Origin of the sequence: Mesorhizobium sp. M0621 (assembly GCF_040320745.1) — a bacterium.
Classification (GTDB): domain Bacteria; phylum Pseudomonadota; class Alphaproteobacteria; order Rhizobiales; family Rhizobiaceae; genus Mesorhizobium.
In genome coordinates, this window is record NZ_JAMYQF010000010.1 from 53,779 (window position 1) to 77,535 (window position 23,757).

Genomic DNA, 23,757 nt, shown 5'->3' on the forward strand with positions numbered 1-23,757 from the left:
TGAGCAAGACATCGGTTTCGACTGACGAGTCGCCGCTGGGGAGCGTCGCAGCGGCCGATACGAGTGCGACAAGAGATGAATTTCCGGATCGTCAAGCGCCCGCATCAGTTGAACTCGCTGCCGCTGAACCACCGAGAACCTCGAAAATGGCGGCGGCCATCGTCGTGCTCAGTGTGCTGGCGATCGTTGGCTTGTCTTTGTGGTATCTAGTTCGGCCACAGCCGCTTCTTGTGCAAGGCGAGGCCGATGCCACGCGCATTGACATAGCGGCCCGCATCGACGGCAGGGTCGGACAAAGGCCGGTTTCGCGCGGCGACAATATTACGGCCGGGCAATTGCTGGTGGCGATCGACAATCCGGAACTGTTGACGAAGCTCAACGAGGCGGAGGCTGCAAAGATCGTTGCCCAAGCGGACTTCACGCGCATCCAGGTCGGCACGCGCGCCGAAGTGGTGGCTGAACGCAAGGCTGAGGTCGCGTCAGCACAGGCCAGTCTGACGCTTGCCCAGCAGACCTATGACCGGGTCAAGCAGGTCACGCAGGGCGGTTTCGAGTCGGTCGCAAAGCTCGACGAGGCGACCGCATCGCTCGATGTGGCAAAGCGAACGCTGGAGCAGGCACAACTCGCCTATCAGGAAGCCGTCGCCGGCTACACTGTCGAGGAACGCGGCGTTGCACAGGCTGCCGTCGCCAAGGCCGAGGCCGCGATCGCGACACTGAAGGCGCAGGCCGACGAGATGACCGTCAAGGCGCCGATGGAGGCCCAAGTCTATCAAATCGGCGTGGAGGTCGGCGAATATGTCTCGCCCGGCGTGCCGTTGCTTTCGCTGGTCGATCTCAGCGACGTCTGGGTCCATTTCGATCTGCGTGAGGATCTGATCAAGGGTCTGAAGGTTGGAGACCGGTTCGCGGTCAAAATCCCGGCGCTTGGCGACATGCCCATAACCGTCGAGGTGCGCACCATCGCCACCCGCGGCGAGTATGCCGGGTGGCGCGCAACGCGCGCGACGGGCGATTTTGATCTCAGGACCTTCGAGGTGCGGGCCTATCCGGTCGACAAGATCCCAGGCCTCAGGCCCGGCATGAGCGCCTACGCCGACTGGAAGAGCGCGCAGTGATGGGGAGCGCGCGCCGTTTCGGCATTGTCGATGTCGCCCTGCGCGAGGTGGCCTGGATCTGCCGCGACAAGGTCGCGCTGCTGCTCGTTGTCGGCATCCCGTTGATCGCCTTCGCGATCCTTACAGCCACATTCAGCAATGCGGTGATCCGTGATCTCAAGGTCGACGTGGTCGATCAGGACAGGTCGAAGACGTCAGAGACCTTCGTGCAGGCGATCAGCTCAGCGCCGGGCGTCACCGTGGCGAAACGGTCCGCCGATCTCGATGGCGCCATGCATGCCGTCCGTTTCGGCGACGCCATCGCCGCAGTCTATATTCCGCAGAATCTCGAACGCGATATAGCGGCGGGGCGCCGGCCGCAGGTCGTGATCTTTTTCAACAAGCAGTTCTTTACGCCCGGCAACGTCGCTTCGAGCGCGCTGCAGGCTGCACTCTCGGCAGCCGTGGCGGATCTGCCGGCGAGACAACGCAGCGCAGCCTTCACGCCCGGTCCGCTTGTCGTCGAACAGTACGTCCTGACCAATCCCGCGCTGAACTATGCGCAGTTCCTGTTGCGAGCGATCCTGCCGACCGTGCTGCATGTCGTGATCGCACTTGCCGCGGGCTATGCCGTCGGTTCCGAGTTCGGATCGCGCAACATGCGCGAATGGCTGGCGACGGCCGGGGACAGCATGCTCGTCGCGCTCCTCGGCAAGCTCGCTCCCTATTTCGGCATTTTCCTTGTCATGATGGCGGTCGGGCTCGGCATCATTCACGGCTATTTCGAAATACCATTCCGCGGCGATCCCGCTCTGGTGGGCCTCGGCGCTTGCCTGCTGATCATCGCCTATCTGTCGCTGGGTGCGCTGTTGCAGCTGCTTGTCAGGAGCCTGCCTCTCGGGCTGAGCCTAACCGGTATTATCTGTTCGCCGGCCTTCGGCTTCGCCGGCGTCGGCTTTCCGGTGCTGGCGATGAACGGCTTCTCCCGTGCCTGGGGTGCGATGCTGCCGCTACGCTGGTACATCCAGATCCTGTTCGACCAGGCGGCGCGCGGCGTGCCGGCAGGGGATTCCGTTGAGCCTTTCATGATGCTGGGGGGGCTTGCCGTCATCTATTTCAGCCTGGCTTGGCTGAGACTGCGCGCCATCGGCCACAAGCCGCTGCCAAAACCGAGCCCGGCACCTCAGCAAGACCGGCCAGGCAGGATCGGCATCGTTCGCGCATTCACCGACGAATTTCGCGGCGTCGTCAGTGACCGCATGGCTTTCGGCCTGATCGTTCTGGCGCCCATCGTCTACGGCGTGTTCTACCCGCAACCCTATCTCGGCCAACTGATCAAGGACATTCCAATAGCTGTCGTCGACGACGATTCCTCCACGGTCAGCCGCACGATCATCCAGGCAGTCAATGCCGACGAAGCGGTCAAGGTGGCGCTTCGGCCGGCCACGTTGGCGGACGCGCAGGCGGCGCTCGCCCGCCGGGAGGTGTTCGGAATCCTGAGCATTCCGTCGGGAACCGAGCGCGAGATATTGAAGGGCGATCAGGCCAGGCTGCCTGCCTATGTCGATTCAGCCTACTTCCTGCTCTACAGCCGGACCCTGCAAGGCATTCAGGAAGGAGTGGGTGCGGTCACTACAGATCTTGTCGCGCGCAGCGCCCGCCCGGACGGAAGCCTCTACCGAGCGGCTCTCGCGCAAAGCTCGCCTGTTGAGATTTTGAACCAGCCTTTGTTCAATCCCACAGGCGGCTATGGCAGCTACGTCGTTCCCGCTGCTTTCATGTTGATCATACAGCAGACACGGCTGATGGGCTCGGCCACGGTGGCCGGGGTGGCCTACCAGCAGGGCGGCCGCCGCGCGCGCCGCCGCCGCGGCACTGTGTCGGCGGTGATCGGTCAAAGCCTGGCGCAGCTGCTGCTTGCCTTGCCGGGCTTGGCACTGTTTCTCATCGTGCTGCCGAGGGTCTACGGTTTCTCGGCAACCAACCATGTGCTCGACCTGATCGTGCTCGCCATTCCCTTCATCCTCTCGGTCAGCCTGTTTGGCCAGTTCGTCGGCAGCTGGTTCAAGCAGCGCGAAACCGCGGTTCTCCTGTTCGTCGCAATCAGCCTTCCGATGTTCTTCCTGGTCGGCGTCGCATGGCCAGTGGAGGCGATGCCGCCAATGATTCGCTCCGCCAGCTTTATCCTTCCAAGCACCTTCGGCATCGATGGCCTGGTGCGGGTCAACCAGATGGGAGCGAGCCTGACGGACGTCTCGCATGACTGGCTGGGGCTGTGGGTGCTGACAGCTGTCTACGCAATCCTTGCCGTTGCCTCAGCCAAGATCACCGCAGGGTGGAGGATGCCCGATGCTCGCTAGACACGGATATTGTCTCGCAATCTCATTGGCGGTAGCAGGCGCGGTAATGTGCGACGCCCGGCAAGCGTGGGCGGAGGAGGCGGTACCTGCGATCGCCGGGATGGTCCGGCAGACCGAGATTCGCATCGCCCCCGACGCCACGGGGCGCTTGGCGAAGGTCATCGTCAATCCGGGCCAGCATGTCCACAAGGGCGATCTTCTTGCCGTGCTTGACAACCCGGAACTGACGGCATCCGTCGGTGAAGCCAAGGCCGCCGCCGCGAGTGCCAAGGCACAGCGGAATCATGTCTATTCGGGCACGCGGGCGGAAGAGGTGGCAATCGCCGACCAGGCCATCCAGACGTCGCAAGCCAACCTTGTGCTCGCCCAGCAGCAATATGACCGCGCCTCGGCACTTGCCGGCAAGGAGTTCGCCAGCAAACAAACGCTCGACACGAGTTCGGCCTCACTTGCAAAGGCGAAGGCCGACCTTGATCTCAAAAAGGCGCAAGCTGCAGAAGCGAGCGCCGGTCCCACTGCCGAGGAGCGTGCTCTGGCCGATGCCCAGGTGGCGCTGGCCGAGGCGACAGTCAGGGATCTCCAGGCCCAGTTGGACAAGACCAGGCTGATTGCACCGGCAGACGGCACAATAGGCATCCGTGTTGCCGAGCCGGGCGAGATCATCGGCCCAGGAAAGCCGGTGATGACGATGGAGGCGGATGGTCAGGCCTGGTTCGCTTTCACGCTGCGTGAAGATGATCTGCACGAAGTAACGCTTGGCAAAACGCTGGCGCTGACGGTGCAGGACGGGCGCCAGATCGATGCTCGCGTGACAGAAATGCGACCATTGGGGGAATTTGCAACGTGGCGCGCGGCGCGCGCCGTCGGCGATCACGATCTCAATTCCTTTCGTCTCCGCCTTGAGCCAAACGGCAGTGCCGAAGGGCTGGAACCCGGCATGACCGTCTGGCTCAGCACTCAACCCGGGACTTGAAGGGTCGTCGGATGAGTTTGGTGGTGGCCGCAGCAGAAAGACCGGCCAAGCTGCCGTCGGCTTTCCGCGCCATAGTCAGGAAGGCCATCGTCCGCGACCTTCTCGTTGAGGTGGTGGATCGGGACAGATCGGCAGTGTCCAGAAGCTTCGTTGACGCAATCTGTTCGGCGCCCGGCGTCAAGGTAACGATGCGCTCCTGCGAACTCCACGAGGCCGAGGCGGCGGTGCGTTCCAGCAAGGCTGTCGCTGCGGTTTACATTCCTGAAAATCTTGAGCGGGACATCGTGCGCGGGCGCCTGCCGCATGTAACTGTCTTCTTCAACAAGCAGTTCTTCGCTGCCCGCAAATTGACTTCCAGTCCAATTCGAGCGGCAGTCTCAGCCGCCGCCGCCGACCTCGAGGCAAGCCTGCATCGCAGGGCTTTCGCACCGGGTCCCCTTGTCGTTGAACAATATGTGGCTGCCAATCCCATGGTTGATTACGCACATCTATCCGACGTCGTTGCCGATCCCATCGTCCAGACCGGTTTGGTCGCGGCAATCGAAGCACTGGTTACGCGCATTCTGCTTCGCGGCCGACCGACACTGCGCCTGGTCGGTCAGCTGGCGTTCTTTTTGGCGCTTACAGCACTGCTGCTTTATCACGGGATCCTCCCATACGCGGCCGGTCCGGCCGATATCTCTACGCTGGAGCGCGTATTGCTGGGCATCGTCAAGGTGATCTGGTGGATCAATGCCGCATGGTCGCTGATCGGCGTTGTTCGCGTCTTTCTCATCCTCGAACAAAAGCCCCGTGAAGGCCGGCTTCTTCAGGATCTTGTTGTCGGCATCATCTATGTGGCAGCGGCCCTGTCGATCATCGCCTACGTCTTCAACGCTCCGGTCGGAACGCTGATCGCCACATCCGGCGCGGTCGCCATTGTGCTCGGCCTAGCCCTGCAGAGCACCCTGGGCGACGTCTTCTCAGGCATAGCACTCAATCTCGCCAAGCCCTACGGGATCGGCGACTGGCTTGTGCTGAGCAACGGCATCGAAGGCAAGGTGGTCGAGACCAATTGGCGGGCAACCCATCTCCTGACGGGTGCAAACGACATGGTAGTTGTCCCCAACAGCGACCTGGCGAAAGCAAGGCTGACCAATCTCAGCAGTCCCGAGCGGAGCCATGGCGTGACGCTCACGGTCCGTTTTCGGTCGACCACCGCACCGTCTACTATGGCCGACGTGATGCGTTCGGTTCTGCTCAGCAGCAATTCCATATTGGCGCTACCGGAGCCAAGCGTGCAGGTCGTGTCGCTGGACGGAGGCGCGGTTGAACTGGAGCTTGCTTTCCTGGTTACCGACAGAGCTTTCGCCGGCAAGGCAAAGAGCGAGATATTCGATCTGGTTTTCCGTCATGCGAAGGCGGCCGGACTCTCTCTTGCCGCGCCGCTGGGATCTGTCGGCGCTCAATTTCCGGACCCGAATGAGGTCGAGATGCCGTTCGGCTTCCATACGACACCGCGGCGGCTGTTGGACGCGATCCCGCTGTTTGCCCCGCTGACCGAGGACGAGAAGGAAGCGCTCGCCTCGACGATGACGCGCCGAACGTTCCGCAAGGGTGAGACCCTCGCGGAGCAGGGGGAGGTGCTGAAGTCGCTGATGATCGTGCGCAGCGGCGTTGTAACCGTCAACCGGCGTGACGGCGCAAGCGAGATGATACTGGGGCGTCTTGCGCCCGGTGACTGCCTCGGTGAAGGCGGTCTTTTGACGGAAGCCGGCGAGTTGGGCAGCGTCAAGGCTCTCACCTTGGTGGTCGTTTATGAGATCACACAGCAGGGCCTGGCGCCGTTGTTGCGGGATCGCCCCGCGATCGCCGATGAACTGGCCTTGCTTCTTGCGAAGAGGAACGCATCGGAGCAGCTTTGGCTCGGCCGAGGCGACGGAGCCGATGGCGCGTCGACAATACCGCCCTTGCGGGCGCGTATCAGGCAGCTGTTTAAACTCTGATCAGATGAGTCTTTCGCCAGAGCATCCAATCCTGCGAGATGCGTCCAAAGCACGGACGCTTCCTACAAGCCTCCAAGCGCTTGCCCTGCTCAAATGCAACTTACGGAACTCAAATTTTACGACGCTCTCGATGGAGAGAAGCCATGGCCGACAATCTCAACATGACGTTTGGGCAGCGCGTCGCTGACGATGATATTTGCCTGGTATCAGTTCCCGTTCCGCGCATGTCGCTTGCCTCCATCGTTCACGATTTCAATATATTGCTGACGCCGATCGTGTCTGTGCTGGAGGAGATGCAAGGTCGCGGGGCCGGAACGGCGCGGCAGTTGAAAAGGATTGACGGCGCGATCTACTGTGCCTTCCGCGCCAAGACGCTCGCACGGCAACTGGTGGACTTTGCAAGTCCCCAACCGGTCAAGCTTGCCGGGGTCGATGTCGGTAGTCTTCTGCGACGGCTCGAAGCGCCGCTCGTAAGCTTGTTGTCAGGACGCATTCGTCTTGATCTCGACATCGCCGAAAATATTCCTAAGGCCTTCATCGACCAACAATTGATGGACCGGGTGTTGTTCAATCTCGTTTTGAATGCGCGTGACGCGATGCCGGAAGGCGGGCGTGTGACCATCGCGGTTGCTCAGGACTGCTACCCCGCCGGGCCGGTGCGCGGCGGCAACTCGATGATCCGCCTCACCGTCGCCGACACCGGCAACGGAATGGATGAGGCCACGCTGGAGATGGCGGGGGATCCTCACTTCTCAACCAAGACAAATGGAACCGGCCTCGGCCTGGCGACTGTGCGCCAGGTCATGGAGCGTCAGGGCGGCGGGCTGTCGATCGCCAGTGCGCCTCACCGCGGCACGACCGTCGATCTGTGGCTGCCGGTGATGTGAATTGCCACCATCCGATCGCCGCAAAACCATTCCGCTCGCGGCACGTCGGTACAAGCAGGATGTGCATTGGGAAGGTATCGCATTTGTATGGCCGCCAGTTCGGCCAGATGCAGGAGTCATGAGGTGACGAGCGATGTTGGCCGAGATTGATCCCACTGAAATTGACGCCAATTGTTCGCACACAAGGCGGCCGCGAGTCGTCATCCTGGGTGCCGGTTTTGCCGGCGTTGCAGCAGCACGGGCCCTCAAGCGATCCGATGCGGACGTGGTTCTGGTCGATCGCCGCAATCATCATATCTTCCAGCCGTTGCTCTACCAGGTGGCGACCGCCGTGCTCGCGCCGTCCGAGATCGCGGCGCCGATCCGGCAGTTGGAGGCGAAGCAGGCCAATCTGGATGTGATGCTGGCCGACGTCGTCGGCGTCGATATGCCGAATCGCACGATCGATGCCCTCTATCCTGGGATCGGCATCCGCAAGGTGCAATTCGATTTCCTCGTCGTCGCCACGGGTACGCGCCCGAGCTATTTCGGCCATGATGAGTTCGCTGCCTTTGCGCCGGGGATCAAGACTCTCGCCGACGCGGAGGCGATCAGAACCAAGATTCTAAGCGCCTTCGAAATGGCCGAGGCGACCGAGGATGAGAATGAGCGCGCGCGGCAGATGAATTTCGTGCTCGTCGGCGCCGGACCGACCGGTGTCGAGCTCGCGGCGTCGATCGCACAAATGGTGAGGGTGACGCTGCGTGGGAATTTCAGGCGGATCGATCCGGCAACCAGCGCGATCACCCTGATCGAGGGAGGCGACCGAGTTCTTCCGAGCTTTGCGCCGTCACTGTCGAAAAGAGTCGCCAGGCACCTCGCCAAGCTCGGCGTCAAGGTTCTGCTCGGCGTCAAGGTCGACCGTGTCGATGCTGACGGCGTGATCGCGGGAGGCGAAAGAATTCCAAGTGCGACCGTGTTGTGGACGGCTGGCATGGCCGCATCGCCGATCATCCAGATGCTCGGCACCAAAACGGACCGAGCGGGCAGGGCACTGGTCGAGCCTTCCCTCAACTTGCCGGGTCAACCCGGCATATTCGTGGTCGGCGATGCGGCGTCCATACAGCAGGATGGAAAACCCGTACCCGGCGTCGCGCAAGCGGCCATCCAACAAGGGCGATATGTCGGCCGTCTGATCGCCGATCAGATCAAGGGGCGCGAGCCGAAGCGGCCGTTCCGCTACCGTGACAAGGGCAACATGGCTGTCGTCGGCAAAAACTACGCCATTCTGCAGGCCGGTCGTGTGAAAACGGCTGGCTTCCTGACCTGGTTCATATGGGCCTTCGTTCACCTATTGGCTCTCCCCCAACTTCAGAACCGTTGGCGAGTTCAATCGCAATGGCTGTGGTCGTATCTGACCGGCCAGCGCAGCTCGCGGCTGATCTCTGAAGCGCCACAACCAACAATCGTTTCCAAGAGGAATTCCGCATGAAGCAAAAAGACGAAAATTGTAATGCGACGTCGATCTCCCGGCGGAAAGCCCTGCTTGTCGGCACTGCGGCCGCCACAGCGGCGTTTCTCCCCCCCTTCGCCACTGTCGCTCAATCAGCAATGAACCCCGCCATTCGGAAACAAGGAGCCGAGACCATGACGTTCGTTCAGACCAAAGACGGCACACAGATCTTCTACAAGGATTGGGGACCGAAAAGCGCTCAGCCGCTCGTGTTTCATCACGGCTGGCCCCTCAGCTCGGACGACTGGGACGCGCAGCTGTTGTTTTTTGTCGCCCAGGGCTTCCGCGTCGTCGCCCACGACCGCCGCGGCCACGGCCGCTCCACGCAGGTCAGCGACGGTCACGACATGGACCACTATGCAGCCGATGCTTCAGCTGTGAGTGAGCATCTCAACCTGAAGAACGCCGTGCACATCGGCCATTCGACAGGCGGCGGCGAAGTGGCCCGCTATGTTGCGAAGTATGGTGAACCGCAGGGCCGGGTCGCCAAAGCCGTTCTGATCAGCGCTGTTCCGCCTCTCATGCTCAAGACCGAAAACAATCCCGGCGGAACGCCGATTGAAGTCTTCGACGGGCTCCGCCAGGCGCTGGCCGCCAATCGGTCGCAGTTCTATCTTGATGTGGCATCCGGGCCGTTCTATGGCTTCAACCGGCCGGGTGCGAAGGTTGCCCCGGGAATAATCCAGAATTGGTGGCGCCAGGGCATGATGGGCGGCGCCAACGCCCATTATCAGGGCATCAAGGCCTTCTCGGAGACCGACCAGACGGAAGACCTGAAAGCGATCAAGGTGCCGACACTCGCCATGCAAGGCGACGACGACCAGGTCGTACCCTACAAGGACGCCTCATTGCTTCAGGCCAAGCTGCTTAAGAACAGCACGCTCAAGGTATATCCCGGTTTCTCGCACGGCATGATGACCACCAATGCCGACGTAATCAATGCGGACCTGCTCGCGTTCATACGCTCCTAACCCATTCTCAAATACGTGTCGCAACCGGTTGAAGTGCGCGGCAGATGCAGGAGCACGGGAATGACCAGGAAGTCCACGATTAACGATGGTTTTGATCGAGCGACGCTCAGGGAAGCCGCCGACCATCTGGCGATTGGCCTGTCTGTTCTGCTGCACGACATCCTCAGACTCGCGTTGCTCATTCAGTCAGGAGAGGGGGAGGGTGACAAACCTGAGTACATTGAGCTTTGTGACCGCGAAGGCCCCGGCTGCGACTGCGAGCTGGCGTGCAAACACAAGCCGAAACATCTCTACACCGAGCGTGAGAAGGCATTCGCCCGCGCAGCGCAACAGCGCCACCGGTCATTTCGAAGCCTGTCACAAGATCGGGCATGGGCGTCCTACCCGCCGCAGAGTTGTCCAAGAGGAAAGGGCGGGCAGAAGCCATAATCCTGCTCACACTTCATTCCGAGAGATCGGGACAATCGAGCAGGAGAACGAGGATGGCAGTGGCAACCGCACCCAGGGAAAACAAGCAGGCGAAGCCTTTGCCGGCGCCGAATAGCGACTTCTATCAGCTTGTTGATGTCCTCACCCCCGATGAATTGGGGGTGGTCAAGAAGGTGCGGGCCTACATGGAGAGCAAGGTCCAGCCTATTATCAACAAATACTGGTCCGACGACGCGTTTCCTTTTGAACTGCTGCCTTCGTTCAAAGAGCTGGGACTCGGCGGCCTTGGATACGAGGGCTACGGCTGCGCCGGCGGGAGCCAGAAGCTGTTCGGCTTTGTCGCAATGGAGTTGGCACGCGTTGACGCTTCATTCTGCACCTTCTTCGGTGTGCATAGCGGCCTCGCCATGGGCTCGATCTATCTCGATGGGTCGGAGGAGCAGAAGCAGAAGTGGCTGCCGCCGATGGCGCGCTGGGAAAAGATCGGCTGCTTCGGCCTGACCGAGCCACTGGTCGGTTCCGGAACGAGCGGAGGGCTGACCACGACCGCCAAACGCGAGGGCGATACCTGGGTGCTCAACGGCCAGAAGCGCTGGATCGGCAACGCGACGTGGTGCGACGTGTCGATCATCTGGGCGCGCGACCTCGCCGACAATCAGGTGAAGGGCTTCATCGTCGAGAACAAGACGACGCCGGGATTCAGCGTCGAGAAGATCGAGCACAAGATCGCGCTCAAGGTCGTCCAGAACGGCGTCATTACGCTGAAGGATGTCCGCGTTTCGGAAGCCAACCGCCTGCAGGGCGGCAACTCGTTTCGCGATACCGCGCGGGTGCTGCGGATGACGCGCTACATGGTCGGCTGGGCGTCGACCGGCATCCAGATGGGCGCGTTCGAGGCAACGCTGAAATACACGCAGGAACGTCTGCAGTTCGGCAAGCCGATCGCTTCGTTCCAGATGGTGCAGGATATCCTTGCCAAGATGCTCGCCAACCTGACCGCTTGCCAGTGCATGATGGTCCGCCTGGCACAGATGGATGACGAAGGCAAGCTTGCCGACCACCACGCCTCGCTGGCCAAGGCGTTCTGCACGGCAAAGTCACGCGAGACGGTTTCGTGGGGCCGCGAGTTGCTCGGCGGCAACGGCATCGTCGCCGACTACAATGTGGCGCGCTTCTTCAACGACGCCGAAGCGCTCTACTCATACGAAGGCACCTATCAGATGCAGAATCTGATCGTCGGCAAAGCCATCACCGGCCTTGGCGCATTCGTGTGAGCAGCGGCGAGCCAGGGTCGCTCCCCCCACCCTGGCTCGCCCCCCTTTTTTCCTAAGCAGGAGATTGATCATGGCCGTTGAAGCGGCGGGCCTGGCGCTCGCAAACGTCCTCTATGAGAAGAAGGGCGCAATTGCCTACGTCACCGTCAATCGCCCAAAGGTTCTCAACGCGCTCAATACGCCTACTTGGTCAGATTTGAGAAAGGCCTTCGAGGACGCTCGGGACGATGCCGCGATACGCGGTGTCATTCTGACGGGTGCCGGCGACAAGGCTTTCATCGCCGGCGCGGACATCAGCGAACTCGCGCAGGTATCAGCGGTCGAGGCTGAACAGTCGAGTCGCTTCGGGCAGGGGGTGCTCGATCTCGTTGAGAATCTCGGCAAGCCGGTGATTGCAGCCGTGAACGGATTTGCGCTCGGGGGCGGCTGTGAGACGGCGATGGCCTGCACCATCAGGATTGCGGTGGAAACGGCGAGGTTCGGCCAGCCGGAAGTCACACTGGGATTGGTACCCGGTGGCGGTGGAACGCAACGACTGCCGCGGCTGGTCGGAAAGGGCCGCGCCCTTCAGCTCATCCTTTCGGGCGAGATGATCACGGCGCAGGAGGCGTATCGGATCGGGCTGGTCAACGAGATTGTTCAAGCCGCCGAACTCATCACCCGTGCCGAGGCGATCCTGGGGAAGATCGCCGCCAACGCTCCGATCGCCATCAAGTTCGCGCTCGAAGCGACAAACAAGGGGATGGAGACGAGCCAAGGCGAAGGCCTGCTGCTCGAGGCCTCCTATTTCGGGCTCTGCGCCGCAACCGAGGACAAGAAGGAGGGCACGACCGCCTTCCTCGAGAAGCGCGCGCCACAGTTTCGTGGACGCTGAAGATACCCGACGCTCACGGCAATTCAGAAAGGACAGACCAGATGGCAACCGACAACATTTTCGCAGGATTGAAGGTGGTGGACCTGGCCAGCTTTATCGCGGGGCCCGCCGCCGCGGTGATCCTGTCCGACTTTGGCGCCGACGTCATCAAGGTCGAGCCGCCAACCGGCGACACATGGCGGATTGGCTATAAGGTCCCGCCGCAGCCCCGGTCAAAAGACAACTATCCATGGCATCTCAACAATCGCAACAAGCGCGGCTTGGCGCTCGATCTGAAGTCGCCGCAAGCGCAGGAAGTTTTGCGGCGGCTGGTCATCTGGGCGGACGTCCTGATCGTCAATACGCCTCATCCAGCGCGCGAAAAACTCAAGCTCGGCTATGACGATGTCGCTGCGTGGAATCCGCGCCTGATCTATGCGGACGTCACCGGCTACGGCGATAGCGGGCCTGACGCCCAGCTGCCGGGATTTGACCTCACGGCGTACTGGGCCCGAAGCGGCCTGCTGTCGCTGACCCGAGATGCTGGTGCCCCGCCGACGTTCCCGGTCACCGGCAGCGGTGACCATGCGACGGCGGTCAGCCTTTATTCGGCAATCGTCACCGCACTCTACCGGCGCGAGCGGACCGGAAAGGGTTCGTACGTCACCACTTCATTGCTTGCCGCCGGTGTCTGGGCCTCCTCAGTTATGGCGCAGGCCGCGCTTGCCGACGCCACATTCTTTCCACTGCACGATCGGGCCAACCCACCGAACGCGACGTTGAATGTCTATCGGGCGGCCGACGAGACATGGTTCCTGATCGTGCTCACACCGGACAAATGGCCGGCTCTGGCCAACGGCATTGGCCGCCCGGATCTATTGACGGATGCCCGGTTCGCCGACCCCGCGAAACAGGCGGCGAATTCAGGGCAGCTCACCGCGATCCTGGACGAGACCTTTGCTGCGCAGCCGATGGCGCATTGGCGCGAAATCTTCGAGCAGTCCCACCTTACCTTTGGCGTGGTGCAAGCGCCCGCCGACGTGATCAAAGATCCGCAACTCAGGGCCAACGACATCGTCGTGCCGCTTGAGGGCGCCGGCGGCAACCTCAACCTGACGATCGGCAGCCCCCTGCAGGTGCATGGCGTCGCCAAGGCTCCGGCCCGTCGCGCGCCCGAGCTTGGTGAGCATAGCGAGGAGATCCTGAAGCAGCTCGGCTTCAACACCGGCGAAATAGACACCTTGCGCGCCAGCAGCACCGTTCCGAAGGCGCCAGGCCGAGCTGCCTAGAGTGGGGTATCGAAGCTGCTCGAGCTTTGCCGAGCTCAAGCGAATCTTGGACGAACGGAAACTGACGACGATGGACGAGATAGTCACGGAACAGTCCGAATGCGTACTTCGCGTTGAACTCAACCTGCCGGAAAAGAAGAACGCGCTGACTTCGAGCATGTATGCCAAGCTCGCGGACATCTTCAATGAAGCGTGCAAGGACGAGAGCATACGTGTCGTGCTCTGGCATGGCGCAGGGGATGCTTTCAGCGCCGGCAACGATATCCAGGACTTTCTGAAGAATCCTCCAGGCGTTGGAGAATCTCCCCAGGCCCGACTCATGAATGCGCTGGCTGATTTCGGCAAGCCGATCGTTGCGGCCGTGCGCGGCGCCGCGATCGGTAGCGGAACCACCGTGCTGTTGCACTGCGATTTCGTCTATGCGGGTGAAAGCACCAGGTTCCAGCTGCCGTTCATCAACCTTGCCGTGGTGCCGGAGTTTGGCTCGAGCTACGCCGTTCCGGCTGCGATCGGGCACATTCGCGCTGCTGAGCTGATTCTGCTGGGATCGGCGTTCGATGCTAGGCGCGCCGTGGAGCTAGGATTAGCCACGCAGGTCGTGCTCGATGAGAACCTGCTGCCGGTGGCGACCGAAACGGCGCGCAAGCTGGCAGCGAAACCGGCTGGTGCGCTGCAAGCGTCCAAGCGACTTCTGAAGCGCCCCTTCCGCGAACAGATCAAGGCGGCAATGCAGGCCGAGAACGAGGCGTTCAGCGTGCATGTCCGTTCCGGGGAGGCGAAGGAAGCACTGACGGCCTTTCTGGAAAAGCGCGCTCCTGACTTCACCAAAACCAAGAAACCTCCAGCGGCAGCTTAGAGCCGTTGGCGACGATCGAATGTGCAGGGATGCCGCACTGTGGCATCGAGGCCCCAGGCCGTGAAAGGAGAGATCCATGAACGACGCTTCCGCGACGAAGTCGAAATTAATATCGGGCAGCAAGGACACTGTTGGCCGGTTGTTCGTTCTCGAGGCGAGTGGTGGTCGCATTCACGCGATGAATTCGGACGGCTCTAGCCCGGAGGTCATCGTCACCGGCTGTCGGGTTCCTGATGGCATCGTGGTCGATGTCGAGGCCGGCCATATCTACTGGACCAATATGGGCGTGCCCAACCTCAACGACGGCACCATCGAACGCGCCGACCTCGATGGCGGCAATCGCAAGGTCATCGTCCCCCAGGGCGTCACCCACACGCCCAAGCAGATCCACCTGGAGAAGCGGAGCGGCAAGCTCTACTGGTGCGACCGCGAGGGCATGCGGGTCATGCGTGCAAACCTCGATGGCACCAATGTCGAGACGCTGGTCCAGGCGGGTGAGGGCGAAGACGACAGCCGAGATCTCACCAAATGGTGCGTCGGTATTACGATCGATCCGGTGCGTGGGCACATCTATTGGACGCAGAAGGGTCCAGACAATGCCGGCCTCGGCTGCATCTTCCGGGCTGGTATAGAGATACCCAAGGGCGAGGACGCCGCCAGTCGCACGGACATCGAAACATGGTTCGATGAGCTGCCTGAGCCAATCGATCTCGAGCTCGATCTCGAAAGCCGCATTCTCTACTGGACGGATCGCGGCAATCCGCCCGCCGGCAACACGGTCAATCGTGCCTCGATCGATGCGCCTGCCAGAAATGGATACGGACCTGAGCTCCTTGTCAGCGATCTGATGGAAGGCATCGGTATCGCGCTCGACGTTCCCGGCAATCGGATGTTCTTCACCGACCTCGGCGGCTCCGTTTATGTCGCACAGCTCGATGGTTCCAAGAACCGGGCGTTTCTCTTTGCCCAAGGTAACCTCACCGGCATTGCCTACGCCGAAATCCCCTCGAAGGAGAAATAACCATGGCTGGCAGCAAACTGATCTCTCAGGTCGCCATTATCGGTACGGGTGTCATCGGCGCGAGCTGGGCGGCGCAATTCCTGGCAAAGGGCCTCGATGTCGTGGCGACCGATATCGCCCCCAATGCGGAAGCGTCGTTGCGGCGCTTCATCGACGCGGCCTGGCCGGCGCTCGACAGGCTGGGGCTCGCCCCAGGGGCCTCGCCAATGCGGCTGACCTTTAGCGCCGATATGTCGGAGGCCGTCAAGGGCGCCGACCTCGTCCAAGAGAACGGACCGGAGCGGATCGACTTCAAGAAGAAGCTGTACGGCCAGCTCGACGAACTGCTGCCGTCCGATGTGATCATCGCCTCGAGCTCATCTGGCCTGACAATGAGTGAGATCCAGTCAGGCTGCCCGAACCACCCCGAACGCTGCGTCATCGCGCATCCGTTCAACCCGCCGCATCTGGTGCCATTGGTCGAGATCGTCGGCGGCGCCAAGACATCCGAGGAGACGATCCGGCGCGCATCGGAATTCTACACGGGTCTGGGCAAGAAAACGGTCCGCCTGCACAAGGAAGTGCCCGGGCATGTCGCCAATCGCCTGCAGGCAGCGCTTGCCCGCGAGGTGTATCATCTGGTTGGCGAAGGCGTCGTCAGCGTCGCCGACGCCGACACCGCGGTCTCCTGGGGACCGGGGCTGCGGTGGGGAATCATGGGTCAGGTACTGCTCAACCATCTCGGCGGCGGACAGGGCGGCATGGAGCATTTCCTGCAGCAATTCACCGGTCCTATGTCGGCCTGGTGGAAGGTGCTTGGTTCGCCGGAACTGACGCCGGAACTGCAGAAGAAGCTGATCGATGGCGTCCACGCCGAGGTAGGCTCGCGGTCGATCGACGGTCTCGCCGCCGAGCGTGACGAGGTCCTGCTTGGACTTCTGGAATTGCGAAACAAGGCGGATGCAGACGCCGCGCGGTCGAGCAAGGCTAATCGCGTCGCCTAGAACCGAGGCGGGCCAAGTGAGGCCCGCCACCATCAAGCCATTTGGCCGGCGTCCTCGCCTTCGAGCGCTGACGCCCGACATATCCCTGAGGACGCCGCCATGGCCGGAACGCCCATACAAGTCGCCGGGTCCGCCTGTCACTATCCGCTGCTGATCAAGCAGCTGTGGCACACGCCGCTCCTGCAGGCGCCCGATCAGGAGATCGTCTATCGGGACAGGACGCGGTTCACCTACCGCCAGCTGCGCGAGCGCATCGGGCGGCTCGCGTACAGCCTCGACAGGCTTGGCGTGCGCGCCGGCGACACCGTCGGCGTGCTCGACTGGGACAGCAACCGGTTCCTGGAAGCCTACTTTGCCGTTCCCATGATGGGCTCTGTCCTGCAGACGGTGAACGTGCGTCTGTCGCCGGAACAGATCGCCTATACGATCGATCACGCGGGCGCGTCGGTGCTTCTCGTCAATGACGACTTCGTCCCGGTTCTTGAAGGCATCAAGCCGCAGCTGCCCAAAGTGAAGACGTTGGTCCTGATGTCGGACCGAACGACGCCTGCGACAGGTGGGCTTTCCTTCGCCGGCGAATATGAGGAGCTGCTGCGCGGCGCTTCGCCCGACTACGATTTCCCGAACTTCGACGAGAACAGGCGCGCCACCACCTTTTATACGACCGGCACAACGGGCGCGCCGAAAGGTGTCTACTTCAGCCATCGCCAGCTAGTGCTCCATTCGCTCGCTGAAATGGCTTTCCTGGGCAGTGCTGCGAAACAAGGCCGGTTCTGCCGCGACGACGTCTATATGCCGATCACTCCGATGTTTCATGTGCACGCCTGGGGGTTTCCGTGGACGGCGACGCTGTCCGGCGTCAAGCAAGTGTATCCGGGACGCTACGATCCGGCCGTGCTTCTCAGGCTGATCAAGACCGAAGGCGTAACCTTCACGCATGGTGTGCCGACGATCCTGCAGATGCTGCTTGGCGCGGCCACGGCGGCAAACACCGATCTCGCCGGCTTGAAGATGGTGATCGGCGGATCCGAACTGCCCAAGGGGCTTGCCAGACAGGCGCTGGCGCTGGGCGTCGACGTCTATGCCGGCTACGGCATGTCGGAGAGCGCACCGCTGCTTTGCCTGGCGCAGGTGAAATCCGCGGATCTGACAGGCGGCTCCGATGAGGAGATCGATATCCGCACCAAGGCCGGCATGGCCGCGCCGCTGGTCGACATCCGGTTGCTCGACAGGGATTGGAGCGAACTGCCGCATGATGGAAAAACGGCGGGCGAAATTGTCATGCGTGCGCCGTGGCTCACGCAGGGCTATGTCGACAATGCCGAAGCGTCAGAGCAGTTGTGGGCCAGCGGCTATATGCACACCGGCGACATCGGCGTCGTCGAGCCCGGCGGATACGTCCGCATCGTCGACCGGATCAAGGACGTCATAAAGACCGGTGGCGAATGGGTGTCATCGCTGCAGCTCGAAGATCTTATCTCGCAATGCGAGGGTGTATCGGAAGCCGCTGTCATCGGCGTCAAGGACGACCAATGGGGCGAGCGGCCACTGGCGCTCATCATCCGGGACGCACACACCGGCAGCAATGTCAGCGATACGCAGATAAAGGCGCATCTGAAAGCCTTCGCCGATGCCGGCGTGATGTCGAAATTCGGAATTCCCGACAAGATCCTGTTTGTCGACAAACTGGCCAAGACAAGCGTCGGCAAGTTCGACAAGAAGAAGCTCAGAGAGCAATACGGCGAACTCTAGCTCATCTGCGATCGCGCCAAGGATGCCGCAGCGCAGAGCCGTGGACGTGGCTGCTTATCACTACAGTCAGCGACCTGGGACCAAGCCGAACTGATAATTAGTTACGTCGGAGGACAAGACGATCCCACCTTCGGTTCTGCGCCGGATGTCACAGCGGACCGGCTTGCTGAAGTCAAGCGTTGCCACGCGATCTACGAAACACTGCCAAAAGGCATTGACAGCCCTCATCGAGAGAGCTGTGCGAAGCGTGAATTCAAAAAATGGCAGCAGGCAACTAATCCTGCGTAGTTCTGCTGCTGTCCTCGAGCGCAGTCGGCAGGGTTTCCCCAGAACGAAGCGGCGCGTTTTGTGCCCCTTTCAGGCAGAAATAGACAAAACGCGCGCCTGCAGGAAATACGACAGCCGGAATGATGTCTATTTCATCGGTACCAACGTTGGCTGTCGTTGGGGAACGCATATCTGAGAAGGAAGACATCTATGAACATCAAAGCTATCTGTCTTGGCGTAACACTTGCCCTTTCCACTGTTGGTGGTCAGGCGCTGGCCGGCGCACTGAAGGAGCCGAACACCATGAGGCCGTTCTACACCGACACCAGCATGAAAACCATGAAGCCGCTGGAGGAATTTAAGGCCGTCTTCTTTGGCATGCCGGCGGAAAAGCAGGCACAAATGAAGGGTGAATGCGCAGGCGAGATAGAGCAACCGTTCACCGCCTTCTGCGCGAACGTGAATACACTCGGAGGCCACAACTAGGACTGCGTTCATATCGAACAAAATGGCGCGGCCGATTGGCCCGCCATTGCCCCTCAACTTATCTTAGCTTGCGTGGGAGTGTCTGCTGGTTGCTTAAAAATTCATGTTAGTCTACAGGAATCAGCTGCCAAGATTCCAAATCTGTGCCTGGATGGGGGCTTGTGAGCCCTCGCCGGACCGACATCCTTGTTCACTACCGGGACTGCCTCATGGCTGGCCGCTCTCGTCTCCAAAACCCAGGACAATCTGAACGACAGCCGGACGCCAACCTGACGCGATATTTTCCGCCGCCTCTCGCAGGCACGGACGACAAAGCCAGCAGTCGATAAGCTCGCTCGCTGGATCTCGGACAAGCTCCTCCTCACAAACATAGGAATCGGCGAGGGCAAACGCGGCTTCCCCGAGCGCATTCACATACGTTATACGAGCGTTTCAGGGCGTCTGTCGGAGGATAAGGCGAGTCTCGCGGAAATGCTTCGCCGAACCTCCGAATGAGGTCGAAAGGACACATGGCTCCTCTCTAGCGCAGGGGGTAAGGTGACGGCGCCACCTTTGTTGGGTCATCAGTGATCCTCTGCGACATGGCGTCTCCGACAAAGGCAGGTCCGAATCTGGAGGCCGGGCATGGAGCAACCAGTGTCAAAGGATGGTGACGGAGCCGAGGAACCACACTTCAGCGGCGAGCAAGAGCTTCGCTTGTTGGTGGAGACGATCCCGACGCTGGTGTGGAGAGCCGCGCCCAACGGCAATATCGAATACGTCAACAGCCGTGTGCTCGACTATTTTGGTGCACCGCTTGGCGAGATCTCTGGCTGGGGATGGGCGGACAGAGTCCATCCGGATGACGTCGCCTTCAAAGTGAGGAGTTGGCTGGAAAATCTCGAAACTGAAAATCCTCACGATGTGGTCTGCAGATTTCGCGGCGCGGACGGTCGATATCGATGGTTCAATGTACGTGGAGCCCCACTGAAGGCCAGCGATGGCCGTGTGCTCGATTGGTTTGGCGTCCTAATCGACATTGACGATCGAAAGAAGGCGGAGGAGGCTCTTCGGGAAAGCGAATACAAGCTCCGTCAGATCTTTGAAACGGTACCAGGCCTCCTCTGGTCAGCCGACCCCGCCGGCGACCCGACCCAAGTCAATCAGCGCCTGCTTGACTATACCGGCATGCGACTTGAGGACATCCAGAACGGCGGCTGGGAGGCCTTTCTGCATCCCGACGACTTTCCAGAAACTGCAAGGGTTTTGGATCACGCAATTCAGATTGGAACGTCGTTTCAGGCTGTACACCGTCTGCGTCGGGCGGACGGCGAGTTTCGTTGGCACCATGCTCGTGGTGAGCCCTTGCGCAATCGGGAGGGACGGATCATCCAGTGGTATGGCCTGTCTGTCGACATCAATGAAGCTAGGCAATCAGAAGACCTGCTGCGCCGCAGCGAAGCCTATCTGTCGGAAGCGCAACGGCTGAGCCATACCGGTTCCTCGGCCTTCACCGACACAACCATCCTCTATTGGTCGGATGAGACTTATCGAATTTTTGGGCTCGATCCGCTTAGCGGCATCCCGAGCCGCGAAGCTGCGCTGCAAATGATCCATCCCGACGACCGAGAACGGGTGACCGAGGAGGCCCGGCGAGCGATACGGCAAAAGAGAGACTACAAACTCGAGTATAGAATCTTATTGCCCGCGGGAAGCGTCAAATATATCGAAGCGTCCGCTCATCCCAGGTACTCAGCAAGCGGAGAATTTGTGGAGGCTGTCAGTACGATCCTCGATGTGACAGAGCGCAAACGTGCCGAGGACACCCTTCGGGAGAGTGAATACAAGCTCCGTCAAATTATCGAAACGGTACCAGGCTTCATATGGGCGAACGGACCCGACGGTGAACCGACCCATATCAGTCAGAGCCTATTGGACTTCAGCGGTATGCGATTCGAGGAGTTCAAGCAGCGTGGTTGGGAGGCATTCGTGCACCCGGATGACTATCCGGAAACCGCAAAGGCTTTCTATCACGCAATTCAGACTGGAATGTCGTACGAGGGTGTGTTTCGTCTGCGTCGGGCCGACGACGAGTTTCGTTGGCACCATGCTCGTTGCCAGCCTCTGCGCGATCAACAGGGGCATATCATCCAATGGTATGGCCTGTCTGTCGACGTCGATGAAGCCAAGAAGGCCGAAGACCGGTTACGTCGCAGCGAAGCTTATCTGGCCGAAGCACAAAGGCTCAGTCACAGCGGTGTTTCGGCCTACAACGAGACGAAGATTCTCTATGGATCGGACGAGACTTTTCGCATCTGGGGGTTTGATCCGGCAGAGGGCGTTCCGAGCCGCGAAGCGGTATTCCAACGGATCCATCCGGGTGACGTCGACCGACTGAACGGAGTGGTCCAGCGCGCGGTGATCGAGAAGACGGGTTACTCGATCGGGTACAGAATCGTACTGCCCGACGGAACGGTCAAACACCTTGAAACAATCGGCCAAACTGTATTTTCGCCCAGCGGGGAGCTGGCTGAGATTGTTACGACGCAGCTCGACGTAACGGAGCGCAAGACAGCCGAAGCTCTGTTGCGCCGCAGCGAAGCTTATCTGGCCGAAGCGCAAAGGCTGAGCCATACCGGCACCTGGGCCCTCAACGCGGAAACGATGCAGTATCTTTATTGGTCGGACGAGGGTTACCGACTCTGGGCGTTTGATCCACGGGACGGCCTTCCGAGCCGCGACGCTGTGTGGCAGCGGATCCATCCAGACGATCGAGATAGTGTGTGGGCGAGTATACAGGAGGCATTGAGCCGGAAGGAAGACTACTCCGGCGAGTTCAGAATTGTGCTCCCCGATCAAACAGTCAAATACCTGGCGGCGACCAGCCATCACCTGTTCTCCCCGAGCGAACACCTTGTCGAAGTGATAGGCACAAATGTCGATGTGACGGAACGCAAGTGCACCGAGGAGGCAGTGCGCGAGAGCGAGGCGAAGTTCCGTGACTACGCCGAAAGTGCGTCTGATTGGTTTTGGGAGATCGGTCCGGACTACAAATTCACGGTGCTGACCGAGAATGCGTTTGGATCAGACGCCGCAGATCGGATCGGCACAGCGTGCTGGGACGGCGCTCTTGATCTTGAAACCGAGCCGGAGAAATGGCGCCTGCTCCAGGCAACACTCGATTCACACAAGCCGTTCCGCGACTTTGTATATCACTCCGCTCGCCGCGGTGGCTCTGCCATCCATGTGAAGGCCACAGGTAGGCCGGTGTTTGACACTGACGGCGGTTTCCGTGGCTATCGTGGCACCGGAACCGACGTGACAGCACTCATACACGCGCAGGAGGAGCATGAGAGGCTGCGTCAGCTGGAGTCGGATCTCGCTCATATGAACCGCGTGAGCATAGTAGGAGAACTGAGCGCCTCGCTGGCCCACGAAATCACGCAACCGATTGCCGCAGCGCGCAATAACGCCCGGGCGGCTATGCACTTTCTGGATAGAAATCAGCCCGATCTGGGCGAAATTCGAGAAGCGCTCGCCTCCATCGTCGACGATGCTGACCGAGCCGGAGACATCATCGACCGTATCCGTGATCACATCAAGAAAGCGCCTCCACGAAAGTCTCGTTTCGATCTGAATGATGCCATCGACGAAGTGATTGGGTTGGCGCGAAGCGCAATCACCACGAATGGAGTCTCGGTCCGAACCCACCTCACGGAGGCGTTGTCTTCCATCGAAGGGGATCGCGTTCAATTGCAACAAGTCGTCATGAATTTGGTCCTGAACGCGGTCGAAGCCATGAGCACGATCGAGGTGGGGCCGCGGCAGTTGTCCGTCAGCACCGAGCAAACCCCGACCGGTGGCGTTCTGGTCTCAGTGCGCGATTCGGGGCCAGGGATTGATCCGGACAGTCTTGATCGCGTTTTCCAGGCTTTCTACACCACGAAACCAAATGGAGTAGGGATGGGATTGTCTATTTCCCGGTCGATCATCGATGCGCATGGGGGGTGGCTATGGGCGGACCTGAATGTATCAGGTGGCGCCGCCTTTCGGTTCTCCTTGCCAGGCGCAGGCAAGGACCTTACGAAACCTCGTCGCTCGGCCGTCCGAACCGGAGAGCCTGACGGAGATACCCTATCAGGTAGCGCTCATCAAACGGCTTACGAAGGTAACAAATGACGCCGTCGTTCATCGCGCGGGTCTGGTCAAGGTCGTCGGGGTAGGCCGTAATGAGGATCGTCGGGATCACGTAACCAGCCTCGATCAAGTGGTTATGGAGTTCGAGTCCCGTCATTGCCGGCATATTGACGTCGGCGATCAGGCAGGCGGTTTTGCCGAGGCAAGGCGAGGCAAGGAAATCTGCTGCCGAAGGGAAGATCGCAACGTCGTAACCGAGCGATCTCATGAGCCTTTTCATGGATTCGCGAAAGAACTGGTCATCTTCGACGACTGAGACCAACGACACCGGCGGCATGTGTGCTCCGGAATGCGCACGAGATGAAGCGCGGGAGCCGAGAAACGCCATTTCACCCGCCTTTGAATACGTCAGCGTGCGCCCAAGAATGATGGTGGAGCAATACCGGTTTTTGTAAACTTTGGCTTATGCCGGGACGGGAATTCCGAAGCTGCAAGGCAGCCGACCCGTCGAACGGGTGGCAGATCGTATAAACTTTCGTTTACGCCAGCGGCCATCCCCTGATGGAGAATGGGACTTGTTCACGTCCACCGGTCGGGACTAAGCTCGCTACAAAGGAGCACGCGACCTTGCAGACCGAGACAAAGGCTAACTTGTCCGCCCCTTTG

General features: G+C 60.6%; 18 protein-coding genes. 17 read left to right on the top strand and 1 reads right to left on the bottom strand.

Annotated features, from left to right (window positions below; all coding sequences use genetic code 11):
• Window positions 1-146 precede the first annotated feature (146 nt).
• From NKI38_RS09780 to NKI38_RS09860, 17 genes are all read left to right on the top strand, one after another.
• On the top strand, window positions 147-1,118 hold the full coding sequence (locus tag NKI38_RS09780) for an HlyD family secretion protein (protein WP_352656814.1): 972 nt from the start codon (window positions 147-149) through the stop codon (window positions 1,116-1,118).
• On the top strand, window positions 1,118-3,457 hold the full coding sequence (locus NKI38_RS09785; RefSeq protein ID WP_352656816.1) for an ABC transporter permease: 2,340 nt from the start codon (window positions 1,118-1,120) through the stop codon (window positions 3,455-3,457). The genes NKI38_RS09780 and NKI38_RS09785 overlap by 1 nt, the downstream gene beginning before the upstream one ends.
• A gap of 100 nt (window positions 3,458-3,557) precedes the next feature.
• Entirely contained in the window at window positions 3,558-4,430 is an 873-nt protein-coding gene (locus tag NKI38_RS09790) for an HlyD family secretion protein (protein ID WP_352656818.1), read from the top strand.
• A 23-nt stretch (window positions 4,431-4,453) separates the two neighbouring features.
• On the top strand, window positions 4,454-6,415 hold the full coding sequence (locus tag NKI38_RS09795; RefSeq protein WP_352656820.1) for a cyclic nucleotide-binding domain-containing protein: 1,962 nt from the start codon (window positions 4,454-4,456) through the stop codon (window positions 6,413-6,415).
• Between the two features lie 143 nt (window positions 6,416-6,558).
• The gene (locus NKI38_RS09800; RefSeq protein WP_352656822.1) at window positions 6,559-7,302 is read left to right on the top strand and encodes a sensor histidine kinase; all 744 of its coding nucleotides are present in this window, start codon (window positions 6,559-6,561) and stop codon (window positions 7,300-7,302) included.
• A gap of 133 nt (window positions 7,303-7,435) precedes the next feature.
• Window positions 7,436-8,773: an NAD(P)/FAD-dependent oxidoreductase gene (locus NKI38_RS09805; protein WP_352656824.1), complete on the top strand. Its 1,338-nt coding sequence runs from the start codon at window positions 7,436-7,438 to the stop codon at window positions 8,771-8,773.
• Between the two features lie 119 nt (window positions 8,774-8,892).
• Window positions 8,893-9,765, top strand: a complete 873-nt coding sequence (locus NKI38_RS09810) for an alpha/beta fold hydrolase (RefSeq protein WP_502899285.1) — start codon at window positions 8,893-8,895, stop codon at window positions 9,763-9,765.
• 60 nt (window positions 9,766-9,825) lie between these two features.
• Window positions 9,826-10,194, top strand: coding sequence for a hypothetical protein (locus tag NKI38_RS09815; RefSeq protein ID WP_352656828.1), 369 nt, complete (start codon window positions 9,826-9,828; stop codon window positions 10,192-10,194).
• A gap of 53 nt (window positions 10,195-10,247) precedes the next feature.
• Window positions 10,248-11,468 carry an acyl-CoA dehydrogenase family protein gene (locus NKI38_RS09820; protein WP_352656830.1) on the top strand — a complete coding sequence of 407 codons (1,221 nt, stop codon included), beginning with the start codon at window positions 10,248-10,250 and terminating at the stop codon, window positions 11,466-11,468.
• A gap of 70 nt (window positions 11,469-11,538) precedes the next feature.
• A complete protein-coding gene (locus NKI38_RS09825; RefSeq protein ID WP_352656833.1) occupies window positions 11,539-12,342 on the top strand; it encodes an enoyl-CoA hydratase-related protein in 804 nt (267 codons plus the stop codon).
• Between the two features lie 41 nt (window positions 12,343-12,383).
• Window positions 12,384-13,610, top strand: coding sequence for a CaiB/BaiF CoA transferase family protein (locus tag NKI38_RS09830; RefSeq protein WP_352656836.1), 1,227 nt, complete (start codon window positions 12,384-12,386; stop codon window positions 13,608-13,610).
• A 70-nt stretch (window positions 13,611-13,680) separates the two neighbouring features.
• Window positions 13,681-14,466, top strand: a complete 786-nt coding sequence (locus NKI38_RS09835; protein ID WP_352656839.1) for an enoyl-CoA hydratase — start codon at window positions 13,681-13,683, stop codon at window positions 14,464-14,466.
• Between the two features lie 76 nt (window positions 14,467-14,542).
• The gene (locus tag NKI38_RS09840) at window positions 14,543-15,487 is read left to right on the top strand and encodes a 3-hydroxyacyl-CoA dehydrogenase (protein WP_352656842.1); all 945 of its coding nucleotides are present in this window, start codon (window positions 14,543-14,545) and stop codon (window positions 15,485-15,487) included.
• A 2-nt stretch (window positions 15,488-15,489) separates the two neighbouring features.
• A complete protein-coding gene (locus tag NKI38_RS09845; RefSeq protein ID WP_352656845.1) occupies window positions 15,490-16,470 on the top strand; it encodes a 3-hydroxyacyl-CoA dehydrogenase NAD-binding domain-containing protein in 981 nt (326 codons plus the stop codon).
• 99 nt (window positions 16,471-16,569) lie between these two features.
• Window positions 16,570-18,222 (top strand): fatty acid--CoA ligase, encoded by a 1,653-nt coding sequence (locus NKI38_RS09850; protein WP_352656848.1) that lies wholly within the window; start codon window positions 16,570-16,572, stop codon window positions 18,220-18,222.
• A 477-nt stretch (window positions 18,223-18,699) separates the two neighbouring features.
• Entirely contained in the window at window positions 18,700-18,975 is a 276-nt protein-coding gene (locus tag NKI38_RS09855; RefSeq protein ID WP_352656851.1) for a hypothetical protein, read from the top strand.
• Between the two features lie 624 nt (window positions 18,976-19,599).
• Window positions 19,600-23,133, top strand: coding sequence for a PAS domain-containing protein (locus tag NKI38_RS09860; RefSeq protein WP_352656854.1), 3,534 nt, complete (start codon window positions 19,600-19,602; stop codon window positions 23,131-23,133).
• Here NKI38_RS09860 and NKI38_RS09865 read toward each other — a convergent pair.
• Window positions 23,036-23,479 carry a response regulator transcription factor gene (locus NKI38_RS09865; RefSeq protein WP_352656857.1) on the bottom strand — a complete coding sequence of 148 codons (444 nt, stop codon included), beginning with the start codon at window positions 23,477-23,479 and terminating at the stop codon, window positions 23,036-23,038. The genes NKI38_RS09860 and NKI38_RS09865 overlap by 98 nt on opposite strands.
• Between the last annotated feature and the right edge of the window lie 278 nt (window positions 23,480-23,757).

Excerpts from the sequence above, each read along its gene's own strand:
- NKI38_RS09810 (WP_502899285.1), top strand. The coding sequence starts at position 8,893 with ATGAACCCCGCCATTCGGAAACAAGGAGCCGAGACCATGACGTTCGTT.
- NKI38_RS09865 (WP_352656857.1), bottom strand. The coding sequence starts at position 23,479 with ATGGCGTTTCTCGGCTCCCGCGCTTCATCTCGTGCGCATTCCGGAGCA.
- NKI38_RS09790 (WP_352656818.1), top strand. The coding sequence starts at position 3,558 with ATGGTCCGGCAGACCGAGATTCGCATCGCCCCCGACGCCACGGGGCGC.
- NKI38_RS09815 (WP_352656828.1), top strand. The coding sequence starts at position 9,826 with ATGACCAGGAAGTCCACGATTAACGATGGTTTTGATCGAGCGACGCTC.
- NKI38_RS09780 (WP_352656814.1), top strand. The coding sequence starts at position 147 with ATGGCGGCGGCCATCGTCGTGCTCAGTGTGCTGGCGATCGTTGGCTTG.
- NKI38_RS09830 (WP_352656836.1), top strand. The coding sequence starts at position 12,384 with ATGGCAACCGACAACATTTTCGCAGGATTGAAGGTGGTGGACCTGGCC.
- NKI38_RS09860 (WP_352656854.1), top strand. The coding sequence starts at position 19,600 with ATGGAGCAACCAGTGTCAAAGGATGGTGACGGAGCCGAGGAACCACAC.
- NKI38_RS09835 (WP_352656839.1), top strand. The coding sequence starts at position 13,681 with ATGGACGAGATAGTCACGGAACAGTCCGAATGCGTACTTCGCGTTGAA.
- NKI38_RS09850 (WP_352656848.1), top strand. The coding sequence starts at position 16,570 with ATGGCCGGAACGCCCATACAAGTCGCCGGGTCCGCCTGTCACTATCCG.
- NKI38_RS09805 (WP_352656824.1), top strand. The coding sequence starts at position 7,436 with ATGTTGGCCGAGATTGATCCCACTGAAATTGACGCCAATTGTTCGCAC.
- NKI38_RS09785 (WP_352656816.1), top strand. The coding sequence starts at position 1,118 with ATGGGGAGCGCGCGCCGTTTCGGCATTGTCGATGTCGCCCTGCGCGAG.
- NKI38_RS09840 (WP_352656842.1), top strand. The coding sequence starts at position 14,543 with ATGAACGACGCTTCCGCGACGAAGTCGAAATTAATATCGGGCAGCAAG.
- NKI38_RS09825 (WP_352656833.1), top strand. The coding sequence starts at position 11,539 with ATGGCCGTTGAAGCGGCGGGCCTGGCGCTCGCAAACGTCCTCTATGAG.
- NKI38_RS09820 (WP_352656830.1), top strand. The coding sequence starts at position 10,248 with ATGGCAGTGGCAACCGCACCCAGGGAAAACAAGCAGGCGAAGCCTTTG.
- NKI38_RS09800 (WP_352656822.1), top strand. The coding sequence starts at position 6,559 with ATGGCCGACAATCTCAACATGACGTTTGGGCAGCGCGTCGCTGACGAT.
- NKI38_RS09845 (WP_352656845.1), top strand. The coding sequence starts at position 15,490 with ATGGCTGGCAGCAAACTGATCTCTCAGGTCGCCATTATCGGTACGGGT.
- NKI38_RS09855 (WP_352656851.1), top strand. The coding sequence starts at position 18,700 with ATGAACATCAAAGCTATCTGTCTTGGCGTAACACTTGCCCTTTCCACT.